Below are 24,189 nucleotides of genomic sequence, written 5' to 3'. Positions count from 1 at the left end.
GTGTAGTATGAAAAAAATTATTAATAATCCTGATCACGTGGTAGAAGAAATGATTGAAGGCTTTATTGAAGCTTTTGGAAACGATTACATAAAAGTTGAAGGCGTTAATGGAATTGCCCTAAAAAACAAGAAAGATAAAGTTGGGATTGTAATTGGCGGCGGTAGCGGACATGAGCCATTATTTCTTGGATATGTTGGCGAAGGTTTAGCAGACGGAGTCGCAGTTGGAAACGTGTTTGCTGCACCAACTCCAAATAATGTTCAAGCTGTTACAAAGGCTGTTGATTCAGGTAAAGGTGTTTTATACCTCACCATTAACTACGCCGGTGATGTAATGAATTTTGAAATGGGTGCTGAATTAGCAGACATGGAAGGCATTACAACAAAAACTGTAAATATTATGGATGATGTAGTATCTGCTCCGAAGGATCGAAAAGAAGATAGAAGAGGTATTGCAGGAGCAGTATTTGTATATAAAATTGCAGGAGCAGCTGCTCAAGCGGGGCTTTCTTTAGATGAGGTTGCACGTATTGCACAAAAAGCTAGCGATTCTATTCGGACAGTAGGGATAGCCTTAACACCTGGTACCCTTCCTAATACAGGTCTACCAACCTTTACACTTGGTGAGGATGAAATGGAATTTGGCATGGGGATACATGGTGAACCAGGTGTACAGCGCACAAAGATGTTAACTGCAGATGAATTAACAGATAAAATGATGGACTATATTATCGAGGATTTACCATTTACAGAAGGTGCCGAAGTATGTGTATTGGTTAATGGATTAGGTTCAACGACCCCGATGGAATTAATGATTGTGAATCGAAGAATTTCACATATATTAGCAGAACAAAATATTAAGACGTATGATACGCAAATCGGAAATTTCTGTACAACGCAGGAAATGGGAGGAATTTCAATTACTTTATTAAAGCTTGACGACGAGCTGAAACAATATTTTAATGCTCCAGCGCATTCACCATTTTATACAAGAATTAGTAGATAGGAGTTGATTTTCATGAATTCATTAACGGCCCAACATACAAAAGAAATGTTCATCTATGTAGGTGAAAGAATAATTGAAAGTAAACCACTTCTTACAGAGCTCGATAGTGCAATTGGTGATGGTGATCATGGAACTGGTATGGCATTAGGATTTTCAACAGCTTCAAAGAATTTAAATGAAAAAGAATGGTCCACGATTAATGAAATTTTCAAAACAATAGGCATGTCAATGATTACTACAATGGGCGGCGCATCCGGCGTTATATTTGGAACAATGTTCATAGGTGGCGTAAAGAATGAGTCTACAATAGAAGAATTAACTTTAGTTCGCCTAGCTTCTATCATGCAAAACTCCTTGCAAGCGGTTAAAGATCGTGGGAAGGCAAGTCTAGGTGATAAAACGATGATAGATGCGCTAGAACCAGCAGTCGTGGCGCTAATGGAGGCGTCAAACAATTCTACTAGCTTGCTAGATGGATTAAGAGCTGCAGAAGAACGAGCAAAAGATGGCGTTGAAAATACTAAAAATTATATCTCGAAATTTGGAAGATCTAAAACACTTGGAGAGCGGTCCATTGGCTATCAAGATGCTGGTGCAACATCTGTTTGGATTATATTTCGTTCAATGAGAGAGTGGTTGGAAAACGCTAGCTAGAATCGTGTAAATCGATCATTTTATAGAGTAGTTCAAAAGGATACAGCTATATAGTAAAACTAAGTTTTACGATGTTTACTCTTATTGAAGATACTCTATAAATATTATCCATTTTTAGGAAGACAGGGAGATGAATAAAGTGAGCGAAGCACCAAAATTAATTGATTGTGATGTCCATAACGCTTTAAACGATCGAGAAGATTTAATACCATTTTTACCGAAAGTTTTTCATCAGCAATTCCGCGAAACTGGTTTTGAATTGGGAGGAAAACCTTTTAGTCCTGTAGGGTTAATTCGCAGAGACGCTTACCCTCCTAATGGGAAATATCCGGCTAGTGATCCTGAATATATGATTCAACATCATATTGAGCCTAATGGTATTGATTACGCAATATTAACTGGAACTCCTTATATGAATGCTGTTTCTCTATTGATTGATCCTGATTACGGGAACGCATTAGCATCGGCGTTAAACGATTGGATGGTTGAAAAATGGTTAAGTGTGGACCCAAGATTTAAAGGTTCTATTCATGTGAACTTCTCAGATCCAGCAGCTGCCGTGAAAGAAATTGAAAGAATGGCAAGCCACCCTGATATGGTTCAAGTGATTATGTGTAGTGCTGCTAAAATTCCTTTTGGTCAACGGCATTATCATCCAATTTATGAAGCGGCTGAACGTCATGGCTTACCTGTTGCCGTACATCCTGGTGCGGAAGGTTTAGGTGTTACGTATCCGCCAACTCCAGCTGGATATCCAACCCGTTTTATGGAGTGGGAAAATATCTTGCCTTTGAACTTTATGGGCCATGTAAATAGCTTAGTGTGTGAAGGTGTGTTTGAAAAATTCCCTAATTTTAAATTTGTTGCCATTGAAGGTGGGATTTCCTGGCTACCGCATCTTATGTGGAGAATGGACAAAAACTATAAAGCATACCGTGATACAGCACCTTGGTTAAAAAAGTTTCCTTCAGAATATATCAAAGAGCATGTTTATCTAACAACTCAACCTATTGAAGAGCCACCTAATCCAGAATATCTAATTAAAATATTTAAGATGTGTGGCGGCGAAGATATAGTTATGTTTTCTTCTGACTATGCACATTGGGATAATGATAATCCTAAAATGGCACTACTTCCATTTCCAAGAGAGATGAGAGAAAAAATAGCAGCGAAAAATGCAAGTAAACTTTATGGGTTAACCGAAAAAGCCAAGATCGGAGGAGGCGTACGATGAATAAATATGAGGTGGCTAAAGTTTCGGAAATTAAAGAAAATGGTCCGAAAATAGTAGAAGTGAAAGGAATGGAAGTAGGGGTCTATTATGTACAAGGACAATTTTATGCTTATCGTAATTTTTGCCCGCATGCAGCAGCACCGGCCTGTGAAGGGGTTGTTTGTGGAACACGTTTGACTTCTGACGTTTATGAATATGAATATGGTCGTGATTATGAAATTTTAAGATGTCCTTGGCACGGATGGGAATTTGATTTAAAAACAGGTGAGCACCTTGTAGATACGGGTGTAAAGCTTAGAAGCTATCCTGTTGAGCAAGACGGAGATAATCTTTATTTATTACTAAAATAGCAGTAGTTTTATAGAGTGACTAAATATAAGGAGATGATAGAGTTGACTGAAGCTCCAAAATTAATAGATTGCGATTTGCATAACGCTCTTAGAGATCCAAAAGATCTTCTGCCATTCCTACCTAAAGTATGGCATCAACAATGGTTAGAGGTTGGGGTTGATGCGGTTGAGGGTGCTAAATCATATACACCCGTTGGTTTATATCGCAAAGATGCCGCTCCTGCACCTGGAGTAAAGCCTGCGAGTGACCCTCATTTTGTGTTGAAACATCATATGGATGCTTTTAATATTGATTACGGCATTTTAACAGGTACACCGGTAATGAACGGGCTTTCCCTATGTTATGATCCGGATTATGCAAATGCGCTAGCATCTGCGCTGAATGATTGGACAGTTGAATATTGGCTGAAAGTAAGCCCACGCTATAAGGGATCTATTCATGTTAATTTTTCAGATCCACTAGCAGCTGCCAAAGAAATTGATAGAATGGCCAGCCATCCGGATATGATTCAGGTTATTATGTCAAGTGCAACGAGACTGCCACTTGGGCAACGTCATTACCATCCAATTTATGAGGCGGCTGAAAGGAATGGGCTGCCAGTGGCAATTCATCCTGGTTGTGAAGGCTTAGGAACAACAACACCGCCGACACCATCCGGCTATCCAACACGCTTTATGGAATGGGAAAATATTCTGCCACTTAATTTCATGGGGCAAGTGAACAGCCTCGTGTGTGAAGGTGTATTTGAAAAGTTTCCGAAACTGAAGGTTGTTGCAATTGAAGGCGGGATTTCATGGTTACCGCATCTAATGTGGAGAATGGATAAGAATTATAAAGCATTACGGGATACAACCCCATGGTTAAAGAGACTTCCATCGGAATATATTAAAGATCATATTCTATTAACAACACAGCCGATTGAAGAGCCAAATGATCCACAAGATCTTGTTGAAATTTTTAAGATGATTGGTGGAGAGGATATTGTAATGTTTTCATCAGATTATCCTCATGCAGATAATGATAACCCGAAAATGGCATTAGCAGCATTTCCAAAAGAAATGAAGGAGAAGATTCTAGCGAAGAATGCTATCAAGCTATATGGATTAACTGAAAAGCCAGCTATTAAAAACCTAGTATAAAAAATTGATAGTAGGTCATAAGTATTTATTATTTTACTAAACGTTGGAAAATTATTGTAATATGGTGTGAAATTTAGTATTTTATTTATTACCAACTATTTAGTTATCAGAAAATTATTTCAAGAAAAATAATTTAGGCAACTATAACAAAAAAATAAATTAGTAGATTTTGAAAACGTTTTACTAAAATAAATCTATTAATAAAACTACTGGAGGAGAATATGAAAAGAAAATTTAAGGTATTACTACCAAGTATCATGATGTTAGTGTTTTTCTTCTTAACTGCCTGTTCATCGGGTTCAAGTTCTACCAGTTCATCAGATACACCAGATTCTGCACCGAAGGATCAAACATTCAACTTCACGTATACATCAGTTTTCCCACCTGCTAAATGGGATTACGAAGGCTCTTATTATGGAATTGAAGAATTTGTTACAGAGGTTGAAAAACGGTCAGAAGGTCGAATTACTTTTGAAAAATCATATAGTAATTCACTAGTACCACAAAATGAATTACTTGATGCGTTAGCAGCTGGTACTGTTGATTTTGGATTTACATCTCCAGGATTTTATTCGGATATTGTGCCGGCAGCAGCTTTCTCAACTTTACCGTTCTGGGCACATACAGATGAATTTGCTTTTCAAATTTTCCGTGATACAGAGATTGGTGATCTTTTAGAAAAGAATTTCGAAAACTATGGCGCGAAAATTATGATGTGGATGCCAACTGGTGAGTATGGTTTTGTTAGTAATAAGCCAATTCGTAAGTTTGAAGATTTCAATGGTTTAATTATCCGCTCTGGTGGAGCGCTTTGGAATACTTGGTATGAAGAAATGGGAGCAGCACCTGCAAATGTTAGTGTTGTAGAAGCCTATGAAGCGTTGCAAAGAGGAACAATAAATGCTCAAGGTACACCATACCATAATATTGAAACATTTAATTATCATGAAGTTGCACCTTATATGATTAGACCACCAGTATATGCATCAACATTTATGATTTCACTTGCAAGTCAGCAGGCATGGAATAGTCTCCCGGAAGATCTTCAGACTATGATGACAGAAGTGGCAAGAGAAATGGAAGATAAAGCAATTGAAGGTGCAAAAATCTTTAATGAAAATAATGACAGCATGGCAGAAAGTTTCGGTGTAGAAGTAATCACATTACCTGACGAAGAAATTAAGAAGTTAGAAGAAAGTGGAAAAGTCGCTTGGGAAAAATTTGCTAGCATGAGCGATGATAACGCGCGTATGGTTGAAATATTAGAAGAGGAATTAACAAAAGCAGGTAGATAAAATTAAAAGTTTTGAGGTTCGAGGGGATTATTCATAATCCCCTGAATCTATATCCTCTGTTATTATTAGTAGAAATTTTTAAAGTTAAACCTACCATTTTTCCTGCTGGAAGGAGGAATTACATGAAAAAAATTGTCCGTGCCATTAATGCCATTAACAATACGATGGGAATTATAGCGGGGGTATTATTAGTACTTTTGAGTTTAGTAGTATTTTATGATATTATTTCTCGATATTTTTTTAATTCACCTACATTATATGCTTTTGATCTATCAACGTGGTTATCAGGAATTGCAGCTTTTATAACAGGTGGCTATGCGTTATTGCATAATGAACATATCCGAGTCGATATTTTCTATGAGCGTTATCCTGAAAAGGTAAAAAGCATAGTTGAAATTATTTCTGGTATATTAATTTTGATGATCGCTTGGACATTTTTTTGGTATGGCGGTGACCGTGTATTACAGTTGCTGGCAGCAGGTTCGGTAGCTAGTACAGGACTAAATATTCCATTGTGGATCAAGTGGGTTATATTACCGATCGGTGGACTATTATTAGGGCTACAAGGCTTAATAAATTTAGTAAAAGATATTTATCATGTTTGTACAGGTAAACGTTTATGGGAGGAGATTAAATAATGGAACCAGGATTATTAACATTGCTTATCTTTGGATCACTAGTAGTTTTTCTCCTCCTTGGGATTCCAGTTGCGTTTGCAATGGGCGGAGTTTCCCTTATACTAGGTTTCTTTTTTTGGAGTGGTGAAGCAAGTATCGTTGGGTTCGTCTTAGGATCATTTGGTAAAGTTACGGAATTTACATTGACAGCACTACCGATGTATATTTTAATGGCAGGGATATTACGATATAGTGATTTAGCTGACGATATGTATGAAGCGATTTATCGCTGGTTTGGCGGTATTAAAGGTGGATTAGCTGCTGGGACTACCATAATTGCTGCAATGTTCGGTGCAATGGTAGGGATTGCCACTGTTGCAACAGCTACATTAGGCTTAACAGCACGACCTTCAATGCTAAAACGCGGCTACGATGAAAAGTTAATAGCTGGTGTAATCATGGCGGGTGGTGCGCTTGGAATTCTAATTCCTCCGAGTATTGTTATGATTATTTATGCAATGGAGAGTAACGTTTCTGCTGGTAAACTTTTCTTTGCTGGAGTTATACCTGGTGTACTTGCTGCAATTATTTTTGTAGGCTATGCAATCATCATAAGCTATATGAATCCCCATATGGGTCCTTCTCTATCAGTAGAGGAACGTTTTACTTGGAAGGAAAAAATGGAGTCATTAAAAGGTGTAATACTTCCTGTATTTGTAATTATTGCAGTACTGGCATCCATTTTTAGTGGATTAGCAACCCCTACAGAAGCAGCGGCTGTTGGTGTAATTGGCTCGTTAATTTGTGCAGGGGTTAAACGGAAACTGACATTAGATAATATTAAAAAAATGCTGGCTATGTCAGTAAAGTTAAATGGTATGATTTTTTGGCTGTTAATTGCTGCAGTTGGATATGCAAGAATTGTGACAGCTACAGGGGTTGGGAGTTGGATAGCTGAAGCGATTTTAGAAATCGATGTAAATCGTTGGATTATATTAATAGTGATTCAAATCATTTTCTTTATTCTTGGAATGTTCATTGATCCAACTGCCATTCTTCTTATGACGGCGCCAATCTTCCTACCGCTTGTAAGTGATTTAGGATTTGATCTATTATGGTTTGGGGTATTGTTTATTATCAATGGCTGTATGGCATATTTAACACCACCTTTTGGAATAAGTCTCTTTGTACTTAAGGGAGTTGCTCCTGATATTAAAATGGGAGATCTCTATAAATCGGTTATTCCGTTTTGTGTGTTATATGCTCTGCTTATCGCCCTTGTAATGATCTTCCCAGAAATAGTTACGTGGTTGCCTAATGCTGTTATGGAATAAGTAAAATAATTGCATCGTAGGTAAAACTGGAAAAATTAATGATAAGAAATAGGGATACTAAGCATGCGGCTATTAGTATCCTTATTTTTATATAGTAAGCAAGTAGGGTGTTAATAAGGTATTTGTAATAACTTAGAAACTCACCCCAATCCATTACTAAGTACAAAATCTCTAAAAGCTTTTGTAGAGATACTGGCATGTTTAGGGGTTGCTAGACCATACATCGTTTTTAGATGTGGTTCAAGGTTAATAAAAGATGTCTTCGAACTCAATAATTTTTTAGCGATATTAGAAGAAAATAAGGAAATGCCGATGTCTTCCTCAATTAATCCTTTCAATGTCTCAATTTGTGTTCCTGCTAAAATAATTTTAGGCTCATAACCATAGCTTTGGCAAAGTTGAATAAGAGAGTTATGATTATTACTAGATTTGATGACTAAAAAACTTTCTTCGGATAATTCCCCGATATTTACAACATCCTTAGTCGCTAGATGATGTGTGATAGAAGTGAGCAAACCTAATCGTTCTTCTAATAATGGGGAAAATTCATAATCCTCCTGTAATGAATCAGATACGGTTATAAAGGCTACATCTATTTCCGAATTATGTAGTTTCTTTACTAGTTCGGGACTATTTGCCTCGTATATTTCAATGGCTAAACCGGGATAGAGCTTTTGGAACTTTGCAATAATAGAAGCGATTCCAAGGTAGATGATCGATTTATTAGCTCCGATTTTTACGCTTCCTTTACTAAGATTTGTATGTTCTAGCATCGCAACTTGTGCTTTTTTAATCTCGAAAACTATTTTTTTTGCATATTGAATAAATTCCTCACCAGCTTTTGTAATTTTAATAGACCGGTTATTGCGAGTAAAAAGTGTGATGCCTAATTCGTTTTCCAGCTTTTTAATTTGCTGTGATAAATTTGCTTGTGAAACCGCGATTTCATTTGCAGCCTTTGAAAAATGCATGTGTTTTTCTAAAGCAAGTACATATTCAAGTTGATGGATTTCCATCTAGTCACCCCGAATCCGATTTAATTATAACTGAAACTGATTATTAGTATAAATAATAGAGATTGTACTAATCAGTATATTCTGTTAATTTTAAATTATCAAATAACTAATCTCTCAAAAATACAAAAAATTGAAGAGATTACTAAGTAGGGTCTATTTTAGACAAGCTTTAGTAGAAAGGATGATGGAAATGAATAATGTAGAAAAATGCGATGTACTGATCGTTGGTGGAGGTACGGCAGCATATGCGGCAGCAGTATCTGCAAAGATGAATGGAGCGGAGAAAGTTATCATGCTTGAAAAGGCACCAGAAGATCAAGCTGGTGGTAATCCGCGTTATACGGTTGCTGGTTTTAGATTTGTGCATGAAGGTGCACAGGAAATAAGAGAATTCCTTCCTCAATTTACGAAAGAAGAATTTGAACGACAACATCATCCTGCATACACTGCTGAAGCCTATTTAGCTGATTTAAAACGAGTAACTGGCGGGAGAATGGACGAAGAAATTGCAAAGACACTTGTTTCAGAGTCAAATGATGCAGTGCATTGGTTACTAGAATTAGGACATAAGTGGGAGCCAATGACGCTAGTGGTGATTGACGGTATTAGTTATTTCGGACCAGGTCACAACATCCGGTCAGAAGGTGGCGGCATTAATCAATTAAGACGTTGGAATAGGATTGCCCAAAATTTAGGAATTGAAGTGCGCTATAACTCACCTGTAACAGCTTTATTAGGGAATCAACGAAAAGTAGAGGGAGTACGCGTATTAGGACCGGAAAAGGAATATGAAATCTCTGCAAACGCTGTCATCTTGTGCTCTGGAGGGTTTCAGGCAAGCGCTGAAAAAAGAGCAAAGTATTTAGGGAAAAATGCTGACTTGATGAAAGTTCGCGGCAGCCGCCACAATACCGGTGAAGTTTTAGAAATGGCAATCAACTTAGGTGCAATGCCTTCAGGTCAATGGCAAGGAGCGCATGCCTCACCCATTAGCTTAACCGCAGCAGATGTTGAATGTAGTGATGATTATAACCATTATAGTTATCCTATGGGTATTACAGTGAACTCTCAAGGGGTCCGATTCTTTGACGAAGGAGAGGCAGAAAGTACGTATACGTATGCAAAAACGGGATGGGAAATTATCGCCCAAAGTGATGGTATTGCTTACCAAATATTTGATCAACAAACTGTTCCACTGCTGCGTGAAATCTATCAAAGCTTTACACCAGTTAAAGCAGACACCATTAATGAGTTGGCAGTGAAATTAGGTCTTGAACCAAAGGTGTTAGAGCATACTGTTAACGAATTTAACCAAAGTGTAGACAACGATACAAAATTTGAATGGCCGCACAAAGATGGTAAAAAGACGTCGAATCTAACTCCACAAAAATCCAACTGGGCTGTGCCAATTATCGAAGCACCATATGTGGCGTATCCTGTTACCGGCGGCATCACATTTACTTTTGGAGGTTTGAAAATTAATTCAGACGCACAGGTTGTGAATACAACAGGTAATCCGATTGAAGGCTTATATGCATCTGGAGATATTTTAGGCCTATTCTATAATAACTATCCATCTTGTACAGGACAAACAAGAAATGCTGTTTTTGGACGCTTAGCTGGAAAGAATGCAGCTAAAAGTGTAAGTACAGTTTAACATTCTTAAAGACTAGCACCAAAAGATAGGAGGTAAATAATGATTGAAGCAGCTCTTCAAGGAATTTCCGATCTATTAAGTTGGAGCGCAATGGGTTGGCTTATCATTGGTGTCATTAGTGGGCTATTTATTGCTGTTATTCCTGGTATCGGCTCAGTAAGTATGCTTAGTGTGCTTATCCCATTTACGTTTGCAATGGATCCGATGATGGCGTTTGCGTTATTAATTGGTTTCATCGCTGTCGGTTGTACAAGTGATGCCATACCTGCGATATTGCTTGGTATACCAGGAAGTGCAAGTTCACAAGCAACGATAATTGATGGTTATGCAATGACACGTAAAGGCGAAGCAGGTCGTGCTTTGGGAGCCTCTTTTACCGCTTCAGTATTAGGCGGAATTTTCGGGGCAGTCATCTTATCGTTAATGATACCTGTTATGCGGCCGTTCGCACTAATGTTCGGCGCTTCAGAATTTTTAGTTATGTCCCTTTGGGGAGTAAGTATGATTGCGGTTCTATCGGGGAGCTCACCACTTAAAGGCTTAGCAGTTGGAGGCTTCGGTCTCCTCCTTGGTGCTTTAGGTACCGACCCTAATTTAGGCTTTGCCAGATGGACATTCAGCAATTCATACTTCTTAGAAGGAATATCGCTTACTTTAGTTGGTATTGGGATTTTTGCAGTTCCAGAGTTAATTAGTTTAGCAGTTAGACGAACGACCGTATCAGAAGTACCAATAAAAGGCAGTTTATATCGTGGGCAATTGCAAGGTGCGAAAGATGTTATTAAAAACCCTGGTGTGTTCTTACGTTCATCTGGGCTTGGTACATTAATCGGAGCAATACCTGGTATTGGTAGTGCTGTTGTCGATTGGTTAGCATATGGATTGACTGTTCAAACAGCGAAGGACAAAAGTAAATTTGGAAAAGGCGACGTTCGTGGTGTAATTGGTGTTGATGGCGCAAATAACGCTGTATATGGCGGAAGTATGATACCGACACTTGCTTTTGGTATTCCAGGTAGTGTGTCGATGGCTTTCCTACTTATTGTAATGTTCGCACATGGCGTACAGGCGGGATCAGGACTCATTACGAATCCAAGTAGTTTATCACTTGTTTACTTTTTGATCTGGGGGTTGGCGATAGCAAATATTATCGGTGCCCTCATTTGTTTTGCTGGTAGTGGTTTATTTGTAAAGGTTACTAGAATCCCTTATTATTATTTATTTGGATTGCTTGTACCGTTTCTATTTTTAGCGTCTTACTATAATAAAAACAGTATTTATGACTTATATATGTTAATTATTTTGAGTATCTTTGGATACGCTTTCAAGCAATATGGTTGGCCAAGAGCGCCGTTATTGGTGGGAATTGTGCTAAGTCGCTCGGTGGAAGCAAATCTTAGTGTAAGCTTAAGTGTTTTTGGAATGTCATGGGTATATCGACCAATTGTTTTAGTGCTATGGGTCGTCATTATTGCAGGATTATATTTCTCTTATAAAGCATTGAAGTCAAGCAAGTTAAAACCTAATACAGGCGCAACTAGTAATAATGAAGTCGCACCTAGTGTTGAAAAAGTAGAATCTGAAAATAAGAGAAATAAATTTAAACTCTTTATTGAGAGTGGTTCGGCTTTTACAGTTCTGCTATTGATCATTCTTGTAAGTGCTCTTATCCCGGCTTTAAGCTGGCCAGCACTAGCAGCACGTTTTCCTTTAGTGATAGGTATTTTTGTACTTGTAGTCTTAGTTATACAACTGATAAATGAGCTAAAGAATAGTAAAAAACATCAAGTAGGGATGCATTTTGATCTTCCTCCTGATGATATAGGAGGACGCGGTGAAACGCTCCGTCGTTCATCCATTATTTTTGCATGGATTATCGGCTTAGTAATACTAGTTTATCTTTTAGGTTTAGCCATTTCCTTACCACTCTTTGCTTTTGTTTATATGCTATCGGTAGGTAAAGTTAGTATTTTGAGATCATTAGCTTTAACAGTGTGCTTGACGCTGATCATTGTTGGCTTTGCGCATCTAGCCGGGATCTATTGGAATACAGGCTTACTTTTAAGTATGTTTTAAGCCAGTTAAATAAAATGGGGATTGGAGGACGTACTATTGGAGAAAGCTTTAAAACAAACCTGTTCAGAAACTCTAGCATCATTCATTAGAAATCTTAATTACGAGGACCTACCATCAGATGTAATTGAGAAGGCACGTTATGCCCTAATTGATACGATGGGTGCGATTATTTTTGGATCAACCACTATCGAAGCAAGTATCGTCCGAGAGTCTTTAAAAGACTTCTCAGGAAATGGAAATGCGATTGTTTGGGGAACAAAGGAGAAAACGACTGTTCCATTAAGTGCATTGGCAAATGGGACAGCTGCTCATGCACGAGAGCTGGATGACTTTGGTAAAAACAGTGGTCATCCAGGGGCTGTGATCGTTCCTGCAGCCTTAAGTGCAGCACTTGAACATGGAGCGAATGGAAAAGATTTATTAACTGCAATCGTAATTGGCTATGAAATCGCAGAACGAGCAACTGAAAGTGTCGGTGGCTATAGATTTCATACGAAACAAGGCTGGCACTCAACGGGGACGTGCTGCACATTAGGTGCTGCTGGAGCTGTTGCTTATCTTTTAGGATTAAATGAAGAAGAAATTGCCTCAGCTATTGGAATTGCAGGTTCATACACAGGCGGGTTATGGGCATTTATTGAAGATGGTGCCATGACGAAAAGATTTCATCCTGGAAAAGCGGCTGAAAATGCTATTATAGCGGCTTACCTTGCACGTAAAGGCTTTAAAGGTCCGAAATATATTTTTGAAGCCGAATGGGGTGGGTTTTGTAGCACATATACTGGCGGAGCAGACGAAAAGATTGATTTGAGTGTTTTGACTAAAGGGTTAGGTGAAGACTTCAGAATTATGACAACCGGTTTTAAACCACATGCTTGCTGTCGTGGTATCCATGCCTCTTTAGATGCATTTTTACAGCTGCTAGAAACTAATAATCTTTCAAAGGAAGACTTACAGCATATCGAAATCATCACGAGCACACATGCTGCGATGCAGCTTGGAAAAAAAGAGGTTGATAGTTTTCTAGATGCACAAATGAGTTTGCCTTATAGCATAGCGATTGCTTTGTTATCTAGAGAAACGAATGTGTACCAATATACGGAAAAGCGAAGAAAAGATCAAGAGGTTTTAAATTGGTGCAATCGTGTACATGTCTATGGTAAAGAAGATATTCCTTTTGGTTCCTCCGCAACTGTCCGACTTGTATTAAAAGATGGCACTGTTTTCGAGGGAAAAGAATTATTCCCAAAAGGTTGTCCGGAAAATCCGATGACGTCGTTTGAATTACAAAAAAAGTTTCGTGAGCTTTCTTCAACAGCTTTACCAGTTCAGCAAGTTGAAACCCTGTTATCCACTTTATTAAGTGTTGATAAATTAGAATCACTTCTGCAGTTAACGAATTTGTTAAGAGCAGAGGAACAAGAAGTTGAATGATGTTAAGAAACACTGGTAGACGAATACAAAACAATAGGAGGTATGTATAATGTCAGCAAATTTAGTAAAAAGGGGTATGTTTTTTTTACTAGCGTTAACTTTTCTAGTTATGATGGCCGCATGTGGGGGAACTGAAAACGCCACTTCTTCAGAAAATTCTTCTAATCAAGAATCAGCTAATACAGAAAGTGAAAGTGGTACTAGCAATGAGGAAGGTAGTAAAGAAACGGCTGGATTCACTTATGAGGGTGAAACGATTACAATGATCATCGGTTATGCTCCTGGTGGTGGTACAGATACGGAAGGTCGAATCGTTGCTAAACATCTACCGAAATATTTACCGGGAAATCCTAAAATTATCGTTAAAAATTTACCGGGCGGCGGCGGTATTTCAGCAGCAAATGTCATGTTCAATGATACAAAACCAGATGGTCTAACGATTGCATTGCCTGGACGTGCAAACTGGGTGAGCTCTGATGTATTAAATCAGGAATCTGTAAATTATGATTTAAATGAATTTGAATGGATTGGAAATTCTGGTTCAGGTGATATGGTTCTAGTTGTATCAGGAAAATCTGGTCTTGAATCTATTGATGATTTAAAAGCGGCACCTAAAGATTCGGTTTTATTCGGTTCATGGACAAAAACAGGTGCACCTTATGTAATCCCGTATTTATTAAATAAAGAACTTGCTCCAGCTGTAAAGCCTGTTACGGGTTATGATGGTGCAGGCGGAGTTTTACTAGCGATGGAACGAGGAGAAGTACAAGGAGCAGTAATCGCGCATGCTGCAATAACTGAAGCTGATTTAGAATCTGGTAAATTGAAAATTTTAGCAACTTCTGGTTCCGTTGATGTTGGTCCGAATGTACCTAAAATAGAAGATTTCCTGTCTGAAGAACAAGTGCAAATTTTAAACTTAACGGCAGCACCAGGATTAGGTGTACCAATGGTAGCACCGCCAAATACAGATCCTGAAATTGTTAATATCTTAAGAACTGCATACATGGAAATGATGAAAGATCCTGAATTCTTAGAAGAAAATAAAGCACAATCTATCCTTTTATATCCTAAAAACGGTGAAGAATTAGCTGAAATGATTAAAGGCTACACAGAAACACCTGAAAATGTAATCGCAGAAGTACAAAAAATAATTACTGGGTAAGACTTTATTAAATAAGGCAGGTAGTTAGAGTAGAAATATAGGTTTCAGAAAGAATCCGCTATCTGCCCTTTTCTTTAAAAATAAACAATGCTATGAACATGGGAGTGAAATGTTTATGAATGAAGTAGTGAATGGTCGCTGCATTTGTTTCGGAGATAGTGTGGATACTGATGTAATCATACCTGGGCGTTATCTAGTTAGTATAGATCCTGTAGAACTTGCACAGCATGCCTTTGAGCCATTAGGCAAAGAGGTGCAAACTCAATTAAAAGCATCTGAAGTAGTCGTAGCTGGAAAAAATTTTGGTTGTGGCAGCGCAAGAGAACAAGCTGCAACTTGTTTAATAGGTGCTGGTATAAAGGCAGTTGTCGCAAAATCCTTTTCTCGAGTATTTTTCCGTAACTCAATTAACACCGGTCTTCGAGCAGTCGAATGTCCTGAGGCAGCGGCAATTATTAAAGATGGTGATGAAATTAGTATTAATTTTAGCTTAGGAGAAATAAAGGTCAATGATCAAGTATATAAATTTGAACCTTATCCTGCTAGTTTGCAAAAAATAATTGATGATGGTGGTCTTATTAAAAGTTTAGAAAAAAACGCTATTAGCAACTCATAGATTTCAAGTATTTAAGGAGGCATTTACGTGGGAAAAACATTTGCTGAGAAAGCATTAGCGCGTGCAAGTGGTGTTGAAGAAGCGAGGGCAGGCCAAATTTTAAACGTATTTCCAAATTTATATATGAGCCATATTGCAAGCTGGCGCTGTATAGAAACATACGAAAAACTCCAACATAAACGAATTTATGATCGAGATCGGATTGCAATCGTGTTGGATCATATATCGCCTGCTAAAACGGAGAAACAAGCAAAGCATCAGCAGCTTTGTAGAGAATTTGCTGAAAGAGAAGGCATTAAAAAGTTCTATGATGTGGATGCTGGTATTGCACATATTGTGTTAATGGAAGAAGGCAATATTCGTCCAGGCGATGTGATAATTGGAACAGATTCACATTCTACGATTTACGGTGCACTTGGTGCTTTTGGTACGGGAGTAGGGTTTAGTGAGATTACAGCTACATGGGTAACTGGTGAGTTATGGATGAAGGTTCCTGAAACGATAAAAGTTGTCATCAATGGTCCTCTTGCAGAGGGAGTTAGTGCCAAAGATATTATGTTGAAATTAATTGGTGATTTAACTGCAGATGGAGCGACTTATTGTTCGATTGAATTTCATGGTTCATATGTTGAAAGTCTTTCTGTTTCAGAGAGAATGACACTTTGTAATCTTGCGATGGAACTAGGGGCGAAATGCAGCTATGTTCCACCAGACGATGTGGTTCGCAGCTTTCTCGCTCAAAGCGGTTTAACACCTGCTGATTATGATGAAATACATCCTGACCCAGATGCTAATTATATACGAGTAATTGAGATTGATGGTCCGACGCTAGTACCATATGTTTCTTGTCCACATACAGTTGATAATGTTAAAACAATTGACGAAATTGCTGGAACACCGGTTAATCAAGTGTTTATTGGATCATGTGCCAATGCTAAATTTGATGATTTTGTAGTGGCAGCCCGTTATCTAAAAGGGCGTAAAGTAAAAAAGGGTGTTAGATTAATCGTGACTCCAGCTTCTAAAAAAACATTAGACCGAATAATAAAGGAAGGTATTTATACTACATTTCTAGAGGCTGGGGCATTGTTTACAAATCCAGGCTGCGGATCATGTGCGGGTGATGGCGGTGCAATGGCACCAGGAGAGGTAACACTGTCGACTGCGAACCGTAATTTCCGTGGCCGTATGGGGAGCTATGACTCTGAAATCTATCTAGCAAGTCCTGCTGTTGCCGCTGCTACTGCAGTAACTGGTGTTATTACGAATCCACAGGATATATTAAATGAAGTAAAAATCTAAGAAGTTTATTATTTGTGTTAACAAGGAGTGGAGTCTTTGGAATCTCAACGTTTGAAACATGTGTTAGCCAAGATGGATGATTTACAGATTGATTGTTTAGTTGCTTATTTTGATGGAATTCATACATTTTTAGAACCTAATTTTGTTTTCATGCTAAGCGGCTTTAAGCCCCTAAGCGAGTGTATGTACTTGTTGTACTCTGACGGGACATCAAAACTTATCATAACACCGGAATGGGATGCAAATAGAGCCGGAGAGAGAGAAGTCATTGGTACCAATGATTTAATGGGTACGTTTCTTGAGGGCGTTAAGAATAAAGAAATTTCACTTGAGAAAACAGGCTTTGTTGGCTTACACAGCTTAAGCTTAAAATCTTACCGAAGATTTCATGAGGTCATTGGTAATGATATCAAGCAAGTTGATCAAACTATTATAAATATATGTGCAACAAAAACGACAACAGAGCTTCAGCTTGCAGAAAAAGCTACATGGATCGCTGAACGTGGTTATGAACGATTATTAGAAGTAGCTAGACCTGGTGTTACGGAATATGAGCTAGCAGGTGAAATTGATTATTATATGAGATCACTAGGTGCTGATGATAACTTCCTGCTAATGAGCGCTTCTAATCATAATCGTTCAGTGCGGACACCTAGTAATCATGCACTAGAACCAGGAGATATTATTCTAGCGGAAATTTCACCGAGTGTAAAAGGACAATTTTCTCAAGTATGCCGTTCTGTTGTTTTAGGCAGTTCGAACAAGGAACAAATTAATCTATTAAAGGAAAAGTATAGTTTATTAACTGAAGCCTTAGACCGTGGTATTAAAGCAGCGGTTCCTGGTGAAAAGATGTCGACTTTAGTTCAGGTAATGAATGAACCCATTGAAAAGGCTGGGTATGGCAAGTATTGCCACCCTCCATATATGAGAGTTCGGGGGCATGGCTTAGGTTTAAGTTCAATCTTACCAGGTGATGTTTCTCTTGATAATCATACTGTCTTAGAAGAAGGGATGTTTTTTGTTATCCATCCTAATCAATACATCCCTGAGACGGGATATCTCCTATGTGGTGAATCGGTTGTTATTACCCCAGATGGAGCAAAATCATATAGTAACTGGGTGCCTTCACTAGAAATTTTAGAAATATAAGATACTAGATTAGTAAAAAATTGAGAGATTACGTTCAATAGATCACAATCTATTAAAGGAGGCCTAAAGAATGAGAACCATGCATCCAGTCGTTTTACATGGGTATACACAATTAGACTCTACTTACCTACCAGTTGAAGAGTTTGCAGAAAGACTTGAAAATGTTCAAAAAATGATGGTACGTCACGAGTTAGATGTATTAATTGTCTATGGCAGCGTACGAGATTATTCTGAATTATGTTATCTAACAAATTATATTCCTAAACATAGTCATGCGTTAATTTTGATTCCAGCTAAAGGGCAGCCTTGCTTATTAGCTGGAGTAGCGGGAACACGTGATATTCCAGCTGTCCAAGCACTCACATGGCTTGAGGATATTCGCTCAACTAAAAAATTAAAAGCTGAAATCTCATCATTTTTAGAAAATATAACAGTAGGTAAGGCTAATGCTGCAATCGGTATATGTAATAAAGATATAATGCGAGCATCTTTATACCAAGATATAGTGGATGCCTGCCAAACGAATGAATTCAAAGATATGGACGAATTTTTTAGACAAATTCTTGAACAGAAACGGCCGCGTGAAGTAAGTACGATGGAGGCCGCGAGTGAAATTCTCCGTTTAGCAGTTGAAGAGCTTAAAATCGTTTATCGAAACAGCGGTGATATTATAGCAGCCGTTACCGAAGCGGAAAGAGTCGCTCGCTTAAAAGGTGCACAAGATGTAAGATTATTATTTAGCTTGGATGAAGGGAAAACATTACGACCTTTTGAGGAATTAGTTGGGAAGGTGCATACACATACAGCGATTGCTTATATGGCGGTTGAATTTCTTGGATACTGGGCGGAAGGATTTGTAACAATCGCAAATGAAAATCCATACATCTATCAAAAAGCGACCGAATTATTATTTTACCTTAAAACGTCGCTACAAAAAGATGTTCCAATTGCAGATATAGTGCGTGGTGCAGATCAGAAGATCGCTCCTTATTCCTTGCATCCGCTTGTGCAAGGAGGTTATGGTCATGCAATCGGGCTGTCAATTAGTGAAACACCTGTCATTCAAACTTCCTCTGCTGTGGAGAAAGTAAAAACAGGGTCTATTTATTCTATACATGCTGGTCTTACGAATCAAAATGATGAAAATGTGATCTTATCAGCACTTGTACTTGTGGAAGAGGATGGTAGCGTGATACTATGGTCCTCGATTTAGTTAAGCAACTTCCAAATGGGTGTCCTTAATTTCTGACACCCTCTCTCCTTTATAGACGGTTTCATTCCTCAAAATACCTCAAATAAACATGCCATCACAAGCTAGTGGTCTTCAAGGTTCAAGTTCTTACTTATATTTACCTTGATACTCTAAAGCTAGGAATTACAGCATAAATTATATCAGTATGAAAAAAGTGGTGAATAAAATTGGCTAACGATAGTTATAAAAACAAGAAATTTGTTTTATTTACAACGTGCTTAGGTGCGGGAGTTGTCACATTAAATAATGGTTCGCTAAATATTGCGATTCCGACCATGGTAAATGAACTTCACACATCATTAGAGACGGCAAGTTGGATTATTACGAGTTTTATGATTTCCACGACATTGTTTCTGCTATTTGCCGGAAAACTTTCGGATCAGCTAGGAAGAAAAAAAACGTATATGACCGGGCTTACATTTTTTATGGCTTCAGCTTTGTTTGCAGGCTTTATGAATAGTGTGGAGTGGTTAATTGTTGCACGGATCATTCAAGGTATAGGAGGAGCGATTATTCTCTCGAATACGATACCTATCGTAACGGATATTTTTGCTGATGATAATAATCTTGGCAAAAACCTAGGGATAGTGGCAATGTCCTTAGCTATAGGAGCTGTATGCGGGCCGATTATTGGTGGATTTTTATTGCTATTTAGTTGGCATTTCATTTTTTGGTTTAATGTTCCGATATTCTTGTTTATTTTAGTGTCTGTATTCTTTAACTTTCCACAGCAGCCATCATCCTTTAATTATAAAAAAATTGATTTCCGTGGCACATTTGTGCTACTGCTTTTCCTTATTTCAATTTTGTTTACACTAACATATGCACTGCCGAGTAACTGGGGTGCTCTTTCGATTATGTCTTTACTGCTATTATCTTTCGTTTGCTTGATAGTCTTTATTTTGGTAGAAAATAAAGCGGAAGACCCAATCATCCAAACAGATTTATTTAAAAATAGAATTTATTCGATCGCAAACATCGCAACGTTTACGAATAGCTTTGCGCAATCGGCAATTATGTTTGTTATGGTCATTTTTCTTCAAAGTTTAAAAGGAATGCATCCGTTTACGGCATCCTTACTACTGATTCCAATGCCGCTATTACTAGCTATCTCTGGACCCATTAGCGGTAAACTGGCTGACCGTTTCGGCTCTAAACTGTTATCGATTATCGGCATATTTTTAGTAACGATTGGCTCCTTCTTATTAGGACTTGTACAAATAGAGAGCAGTATTTTTTATATTTTATTTGCATTAGCGGTGATTGGTCTAGGTTCAGGGGTATTCCAAGCACCAAATACAAAGGCTATTATGAATATTGCGACACCTGAACACCGCGGTGTAGTGGCGGCAACACGTTCAATTCTTAATACGTTTGGCAGATTAATTGCTGTTTCGATTTCTGTTGGGGTCTTAGGAACCGTTCTGCCAGTTGAGGGAATGGCCTTAGCTGAGGAATCTTATAGTGCGCTTTTATTTTTAATTCAAAGTATCTTTTGGGGAACTGCTTTCGTTTCGTTATTAACATCTGCATTATATTGGCGTCCTAAAAAGAAGAAAATTAACATGACAGCATAAGGGTATTGCTCCTTCCACATACTAAAGGTACATAATGATGGAAAAGGAGCGCTAGCCCTTAGGATGAAACTTAGCGGTGTTTCAATTAAGAGACCTATATTAACTTTAGTTTCAATGATTTTAATCATTATTTTAGGTATTGTTTCGGTTATAAATATCCCTTTAAAATTAATGCCTGATATTAATCCGCCAATTGGTGCGGTTGTATCTTCGTATCCAGGTGCTAACCCGCAGGAAGTACTGGAAAAAGTCACAAAGCCAATTGAAAATCAATTAGCCACACTGCCAGGTTTAAAGGCGATGTCGTCTACATCACAAGAAGGCTCAAGTTTAACTCTTTTAGAATTTAGTTGGAGTGTAACCCTTGATGATGTCGAAAGTGATATCCTAAGTCGCATCAATCAAGTGGACCTTCCAGATGACGCCTCTAATCCTAGTTTATTAAAATTTGATCCAGCTCAAATGCCGATCATTCAATTATCGCTTGCTGGTGGAAAAGACCATCAAGATTTTCAAGAAAAAGTAAAAAGCCTTGAACAAAAGCTAGGTCAAGTCGATGGTGTGGCAAATATTGACACAACTGGTCTTGTGCTTGAAGAAATTAATATAGAGCTAGACCAAGCAGCGTTACATAAATATGGTTTAACACAAAGTGATATTGTAGACATCATTCGGGCTAACCATATTTCACTGCCAGGCGAACCGATTAAATCGGCAGATAAGCAGTTAACAACAAGAGTTCTTAGTATCCTGACCTCGATTGATGAATTAAAAAACATTTTCGTAACCGTAGACCATGCTACTGGTGAAAAAGTAACGTTAGCGGATGTTGGGGTTGTTGAATTAATAGAAGAAGAAAATAAAGCTTATACAAGGGTCAATCAAGAGCCTGCTGTCATGCTTAGTATATTACAGCAATCTGATGCAAATACAGTGTCCGTTTCAAATGGATTTCAAGAACGACTGAATGAGCTGCTAGATGATGCTGAATACGAAATGATCGAGGCAACCATTATTAATGACCAAGGCGATTATGTAAAATTGGCGATTAATTCGATGCGAGATGCTTTAGTGCTTGGCGGCTTTCTAGCTATGCTTATCTTGTTCATTTTTTTAAGAAATGTAAGAAGTCCGCTTATTGTGGGGATCTCGATACCGTTTTCCGTTATTTTCACGTTTGTGCTTATGTACTTTGCGGATTTTAGTCTTAATATTATGACGTTAGGTGGCTTAGCCCTAGGAATCGGTATGCTTGTAGATAATTCAATTGTTGTGATTGAAAATATTAGCCGTCATCTCGAGATGGGGAAAGACAAGAAACAAGCTGCATTTGATGGAGCAGTAGAGGTAGGAGGGGCGATTACCGCTTCAACCTTAACAACTGTAGCTGTTTTCGTTCCGATTGTTTTTACAAGTGGGATTATCGGGAACTTGTTTAAGGAGTTTTCATTAACGATCGCCTTTAGCTTATTTGCATCCTTATTAGTTGCACTGACTGTAGTTCCGATGTTTGCTAGTATTTTTATAACCTCACCGAAGCTGCAAAAAGGTAGAGAGAGAAGTCATGTAAAGAAGAACAGTGGATTAGAACGTGGTGTTCGCTGGGCGTTGCATCACCGTGCAATGGTCATTATCATTACAGTATTATTACTCGGAATCGGTCTATTTGGTGTCGCGACAGTTGGTACGCAATTTTTACCCGTTACAGATGAAGGTTATTTTACAATTGACATAACTTTACCTGAAGGGGTTACACTCGAAGACACGGATAAACTGATTCAAGAGGTTGAAACATATTTTGACGGAAAAAACGAAGTGGCTAACTATCTCGCTTTTGTAGGTACACAGCAAAGTGTTTCCTTTGGAGGGAGCAGCAAAGCCAATCAGGCTCAAGTATTGGTTAAAATGGTCGAGGAAAGTCAACGTGATCTAACAACAGCTGAATTTGTTGATGAAATCGAACGAGATGTACGGCAGCTTTTAGCTGATGCCGAAGAGATAACATTTAATCAACAGTCATCGACAGGTTCCCAACCAAACACACTCACGTTTACCGTCCGCGATTCGAATAAAGAACGACTTGAACAATCGGTTACAGACATTAGTAAAGCCATTGGAAATTTAGAGGCGCTATCTGAAGTGAAAAGCAGTTTAACAGAAACAGATGAAGAAGTCCAAATTAATGTTAATTCCGAAAAAGCATTTGAACATGGCTTGATGCCGGCCCAAGTTGCTACCCTTGTCAATCAAGTAACGCGTGGAATGGACGCAGCCGTCATCACAACAGAAAACAATCAAGTATATACGGTTAATGTAGAGTATGATCAGGAGTTTATAAAAAATACAGAGCAATTACGCAAACTTCTTATACGAAAAGGAGATGGAACCTTTATCCCACTTGAAACCGTTGTAAGTTTCAGCCGTGGTGAAGGACCATCCACCATTAATCGAATTGATCAAGAGGATGCAGTTGAATTTACGTTAAAATATAGACCGGATGAAAACTTAGGCGATGTTACTGCAAAAATTAGAGAAGAAATTGATGATTTAAATTTACCTGCAGAAACCCAGTTATCCTTCACAGGCGATACAGAATTAATGGAATCCGCAATTGATGATTTGTCAATGGCTATTTTGCTAGCTGTGATCTTCGTTTATCTTGTGATGGCAGGTCAATTTGAATCTCTAAAATACCCAATCGTTATTATGGTATCTGTGCCACTAATTGTTATCGGTGTATCAATAGCATTATTTGTTACCAACACGCCTTTGGGAGTAACTGCCATTATCGGATTGCTTGTGCTTGCGGGGATTGTTGTCAATAATGCGATTGTGCTTGTTGAGTATATTTTACAAAGAAAACAAAGTGGGAGCTCAGCACATGATGCAATTGTTGAATCTGTTAAAGTCCGTACTCGCCCCATCTTAATGACATCTTTAACGACTATGCTTGGTTTGGTTCCGATCGCACTTGGGATTGGCGAAGGAACAGAGATGCAGCAACCAATGGGTATTACAGTTATCGGGGGATTATTCAGCAGTACCTTCTTAACCTTACTTGTGATTCCGGTTGTATATAGCTTTTTTGATAAGGAAACAAGAAAATTAAATAAGGTAAAAAAACAAACGGTAACGAATAACGTGGATAAAACAGAGCAGCTTAAGGATTTAACAAAAGAAGAATTGCTAGAGCTGATCCACGAAATTGAAAAAGAGAAGAAGTAATAGCAAGTGTTTCAAATGGATATGCATTAAAGGTAACATTAAATGCAAGGGGGTCATCCTTGTATTTAATGTTATTTTTATGGAAAC

19 protein-coding genes are annotated in these 24,189 nt (G+C 38.2%); 18 read left to right on the top strand and 1 reads right to left on the bottom strand.

Annotated features, from left to right (window positions below; genetic code table 11):
• Window positions 1–7 precede the first annotated feature (7 nt).
• The 8 genes from C1724_RS25825 (at window position 8) to C1724_RS21395 (ending at window position 7,630) form a co-directional block, all read left to right on the top strand.
• Window positions 8–1,006, top strand: a complete 999-nt coding sequence (locus C1724_RS25825) for a dihydroxyacetone kinase subunit DhaK (RefSeq protein WP_180994402.1) — start codon at window positions 8–10, stop codon at window positions 1,004–1,006.
• A 12-nt stretch (window positions 1,007–1,018) separates the two neighbouring features.
• Window positions 1,019–1,660 carry a dihydroxyacetone kinase subunit DhaL gene (gene dhaL, locus C1724_RS25820; protein ID WP_180994401.1) on the top strand — a complete coding sequence of 214 codons (642 nt, stop codon included), beginning with the start codon at window positions 1,019–1,021 and terminating at the stop codon, window positions 1,658–1,660.
• A gap of 139 nt (window positions 1,661–1,799) precedes the next feature.
• A complete protein-coding gene (locus C1724_RS21420) occupies window positions 1,800–2,894 on the top strand; it encodes an amidohydrolase family protein (protein ID WP_374703479.1) in 1,095 nt (364 codons plus the stop codon).
• Window positions 2,891–3,244 (top strand): Rieske (2Fe-2S) protein, encoded by a 354-nt coding sequence (locus C1724_RS21415; protein WP_102348827.1) that lies wholly within the window; start codon window positions 2,891–2,893, stop codon window positions 3,242–3,244. The genes C1724_RS21420 and C1724_RS21415 overlap by 4 nt, the downstream gene beginning before the upstream one ends.
• Before the next feature lie 33 nt (window positions 3,245–3,277).
• The gene (locus C1724_RS21410; RefSeq protein WP_102349017.1) at window positions 3,278–4,384 is read left to right on the top strand and encodes an amidohydrolase family protein; all 1,107 of its coding nucleotides are present in this window, start codon (window positions 3,278–3,280) and stop codon (window positions 4,382–4,384) included.
• Between the two features lie 221 nt (window positions 4,385–4,605).
• Window positions 4,606–5,679 (top strand): TRAP transporter substrate-binding protein, encoded by a 1,074-nt coding sequence (locus tag C1724_RS21405; RefSeq protein WP_102348826.1) that lies wholly within the window; start codon window positions 4,606–4,608, stop codon window positions 5,677–5,679.
• A 122-nt stretch (window positions 5,680–5,801) separates the two neighbouring features.
• The gene (locus C1724_RS21400; protein ID WP_102348825.1) at window positions 5,802–6,317 is read left to right on the top strand and encodes a TRAP transporter small permease subunit; all 516 of its coding nucleotides are present in this window, start codon (window positions 5,802–5,804) and stop codon (window positions 6,315–6,317) included.
• Window positions 6,317–7,630 carry a TRAP transporter large permease gene (locus C1724_RS21395; RefSeq protein ID WP_102348824.1) on the top strand — a complete coding sequence of 438 codons (1,314 nt, stop codon included), beginning with the start codon at window positions 6,317–6,319 and terminating at the stop codon, window positions 7,628–7,630. Before C1724_RS21400 ends, C1724_RS21395 begins: the two co-directional genes overlap by 1 nt.
• Before the next feature lie 140 nt (window positions 7,631–7,770).
• On the opposite strand, the gene C1724_RS21390 is transcribed toward C1724_RS21395, so the two are convergent.
• Window positions 7,771–8,646 (bottom strand): LysR family transcriptional regulator, encoded by an 876-nt coding sequence (locus tag C1724_RS21390; protein WP_102348823.1) that lies wholly within the window; start codon window positions 8,644–8,646, stop codon window positions 7,771–7,773.
• Between the two features lie 190 nt (window positions 8,647–8,836).
• Here C1724_RS21390 and tcuA point away from each other — a divergent pair, with 190 nt between their 5' ends.
• The 10 genes from tcuA to C1724_RS21340 all read left to right on the top strand — a co-directional run bounded on the left by tcuA (window position 8,837) and on the right by C1724_RS21340 (window position 24,102).
• Complete coding sequence (gene tcuA / locus C1724_RS21385) at window positions 8,837–10,303, top strand: FAD-dependent tricarballylate dehydrogenase TcuA (protein WP_180994400.1); 1,467 nt, start codon at window positions 8,837–8,839, stop codon at window positions 10,301–10,303.
• 39 nt (window positions 10,304–10,342) lie between these two features.
• Window positions 10,343–12,379, top strand: coding sequence for a tripartite tricarboxylate transporter permease (locus tag C1724_RS21380; protein ID WP_102348821.1), 2,037 nt, complete (start codon window positions 10,343–10,345; stop codon window positions 12,377–12,379).
• A gap of 36 nt (window positions 12,380–12,415) precedes the next feature.
• Entirely contained in the window at window positions 12,416–13,813 is a 1,398-nt protein-coding gene (locus C1724_RS21375) for an MmgE/PrpD family protein (RefSeq protein WP_180994399.1), read from the top strand.
• 49 nt (window positions 13,814–13,862) lie between these two features.
• Window positions 13,863–14,978, top strand: a complete 1,116-nt coding sequence (locus C1724_RS21370) for a tripartite tricarboxylate transporter substrate-binding protein (protein WP_102348819.1) — start codon at window positions 13,863–13,865, stop codon at window positions 14,976–14,978.
• A 115-nt stretch (window positions 14,979–15,093) separates the two neighbouring features.
• Window positions 15,094–15,594 carry a LeuD/DmdB family oxidoreductase small subunit gene (locus tag C1724_RS21365; RefSeq protein WP_102348818.1) on the top strand — a complete coding sequence of 167 codons (501 nt, stop codon included), beginning with the start codon at window positions 15,094–15,096 and terminating at the stop codon, window positions 15,592–15,594.
• 27 nt (window positions 15,595–15,621) lie between these two features.
• A complete protein-coding gene (locus tag C1724_RS21360) occupies window positions 15,622–16,896 on the top strand; it encodes a 3-isopropylmalate dehydratase large subunit (protein WP_102348817.1) in 1,275 nt (424 codons plus the stop codon).
• A 36-nt stretch (window positions 16,897–16,932) separates the two neighbouring features.
• A complete protein-coding gene (locus C1724_RS21355) occupies window positions 16,933–18,048 on the top strand; it encodes a M24 family metallopeptidase (RefSeq protein ID WP_102348816.1) in 1,116 nt (371 codons plus the stop codon).
• Between the two features lie 70 nt (window positions 18,049–18,118).
• Window positions 18,119–19,261: an aminopeptidase P family N-terminal domain-containing protein gene (locus C1724_RS21350; RefSeq protein WP_102348815.1), complete on the top strand. Its 1,143-nt coding sequence runs from the start codon at window positions 18,119–18,121 to the stop codon at window positions 19,259–19,261.
• A gap of 206 nt (window positions 19,262–19,467) precedes the next feature.
• On the top strand, window positions 19,468–20,877 hold the full coding sequence (locus C1724_RS21345) for an MFS transporter (RefSeq protein WP_180994398.1): 1,410 nt from the start codon (window positions 19,468–19,470) through the stop codon (window positions 20,875–20,877).
• Between the two features lie 63 nt (window positions 20,878–20,940).
• Window positions 20,941–24,102: an efflux RND transporter permease subunit gene (locus tag C1724_RS21340; protein ID WP_102348813.1), complete on the top strand. Its 3,162-nt coding sequence runs from the start codon at window positions 20,941–20,943 to the stop codon at window positions 24,100–24,102.
• Window positions 24,103–24,189: the final 87 nt, after the last annotated feature.

This window comes from Bacillus sp. Marseille-P3661, assembly GCF_900240995.1.
GTDB lineage: Bacteria > Bacillota > Bacilli > Bacillales > Bacillaceae_J > OESV01.
This window is presented reverse-complemented; position numbering and strand designations above follow the sequence as displayed.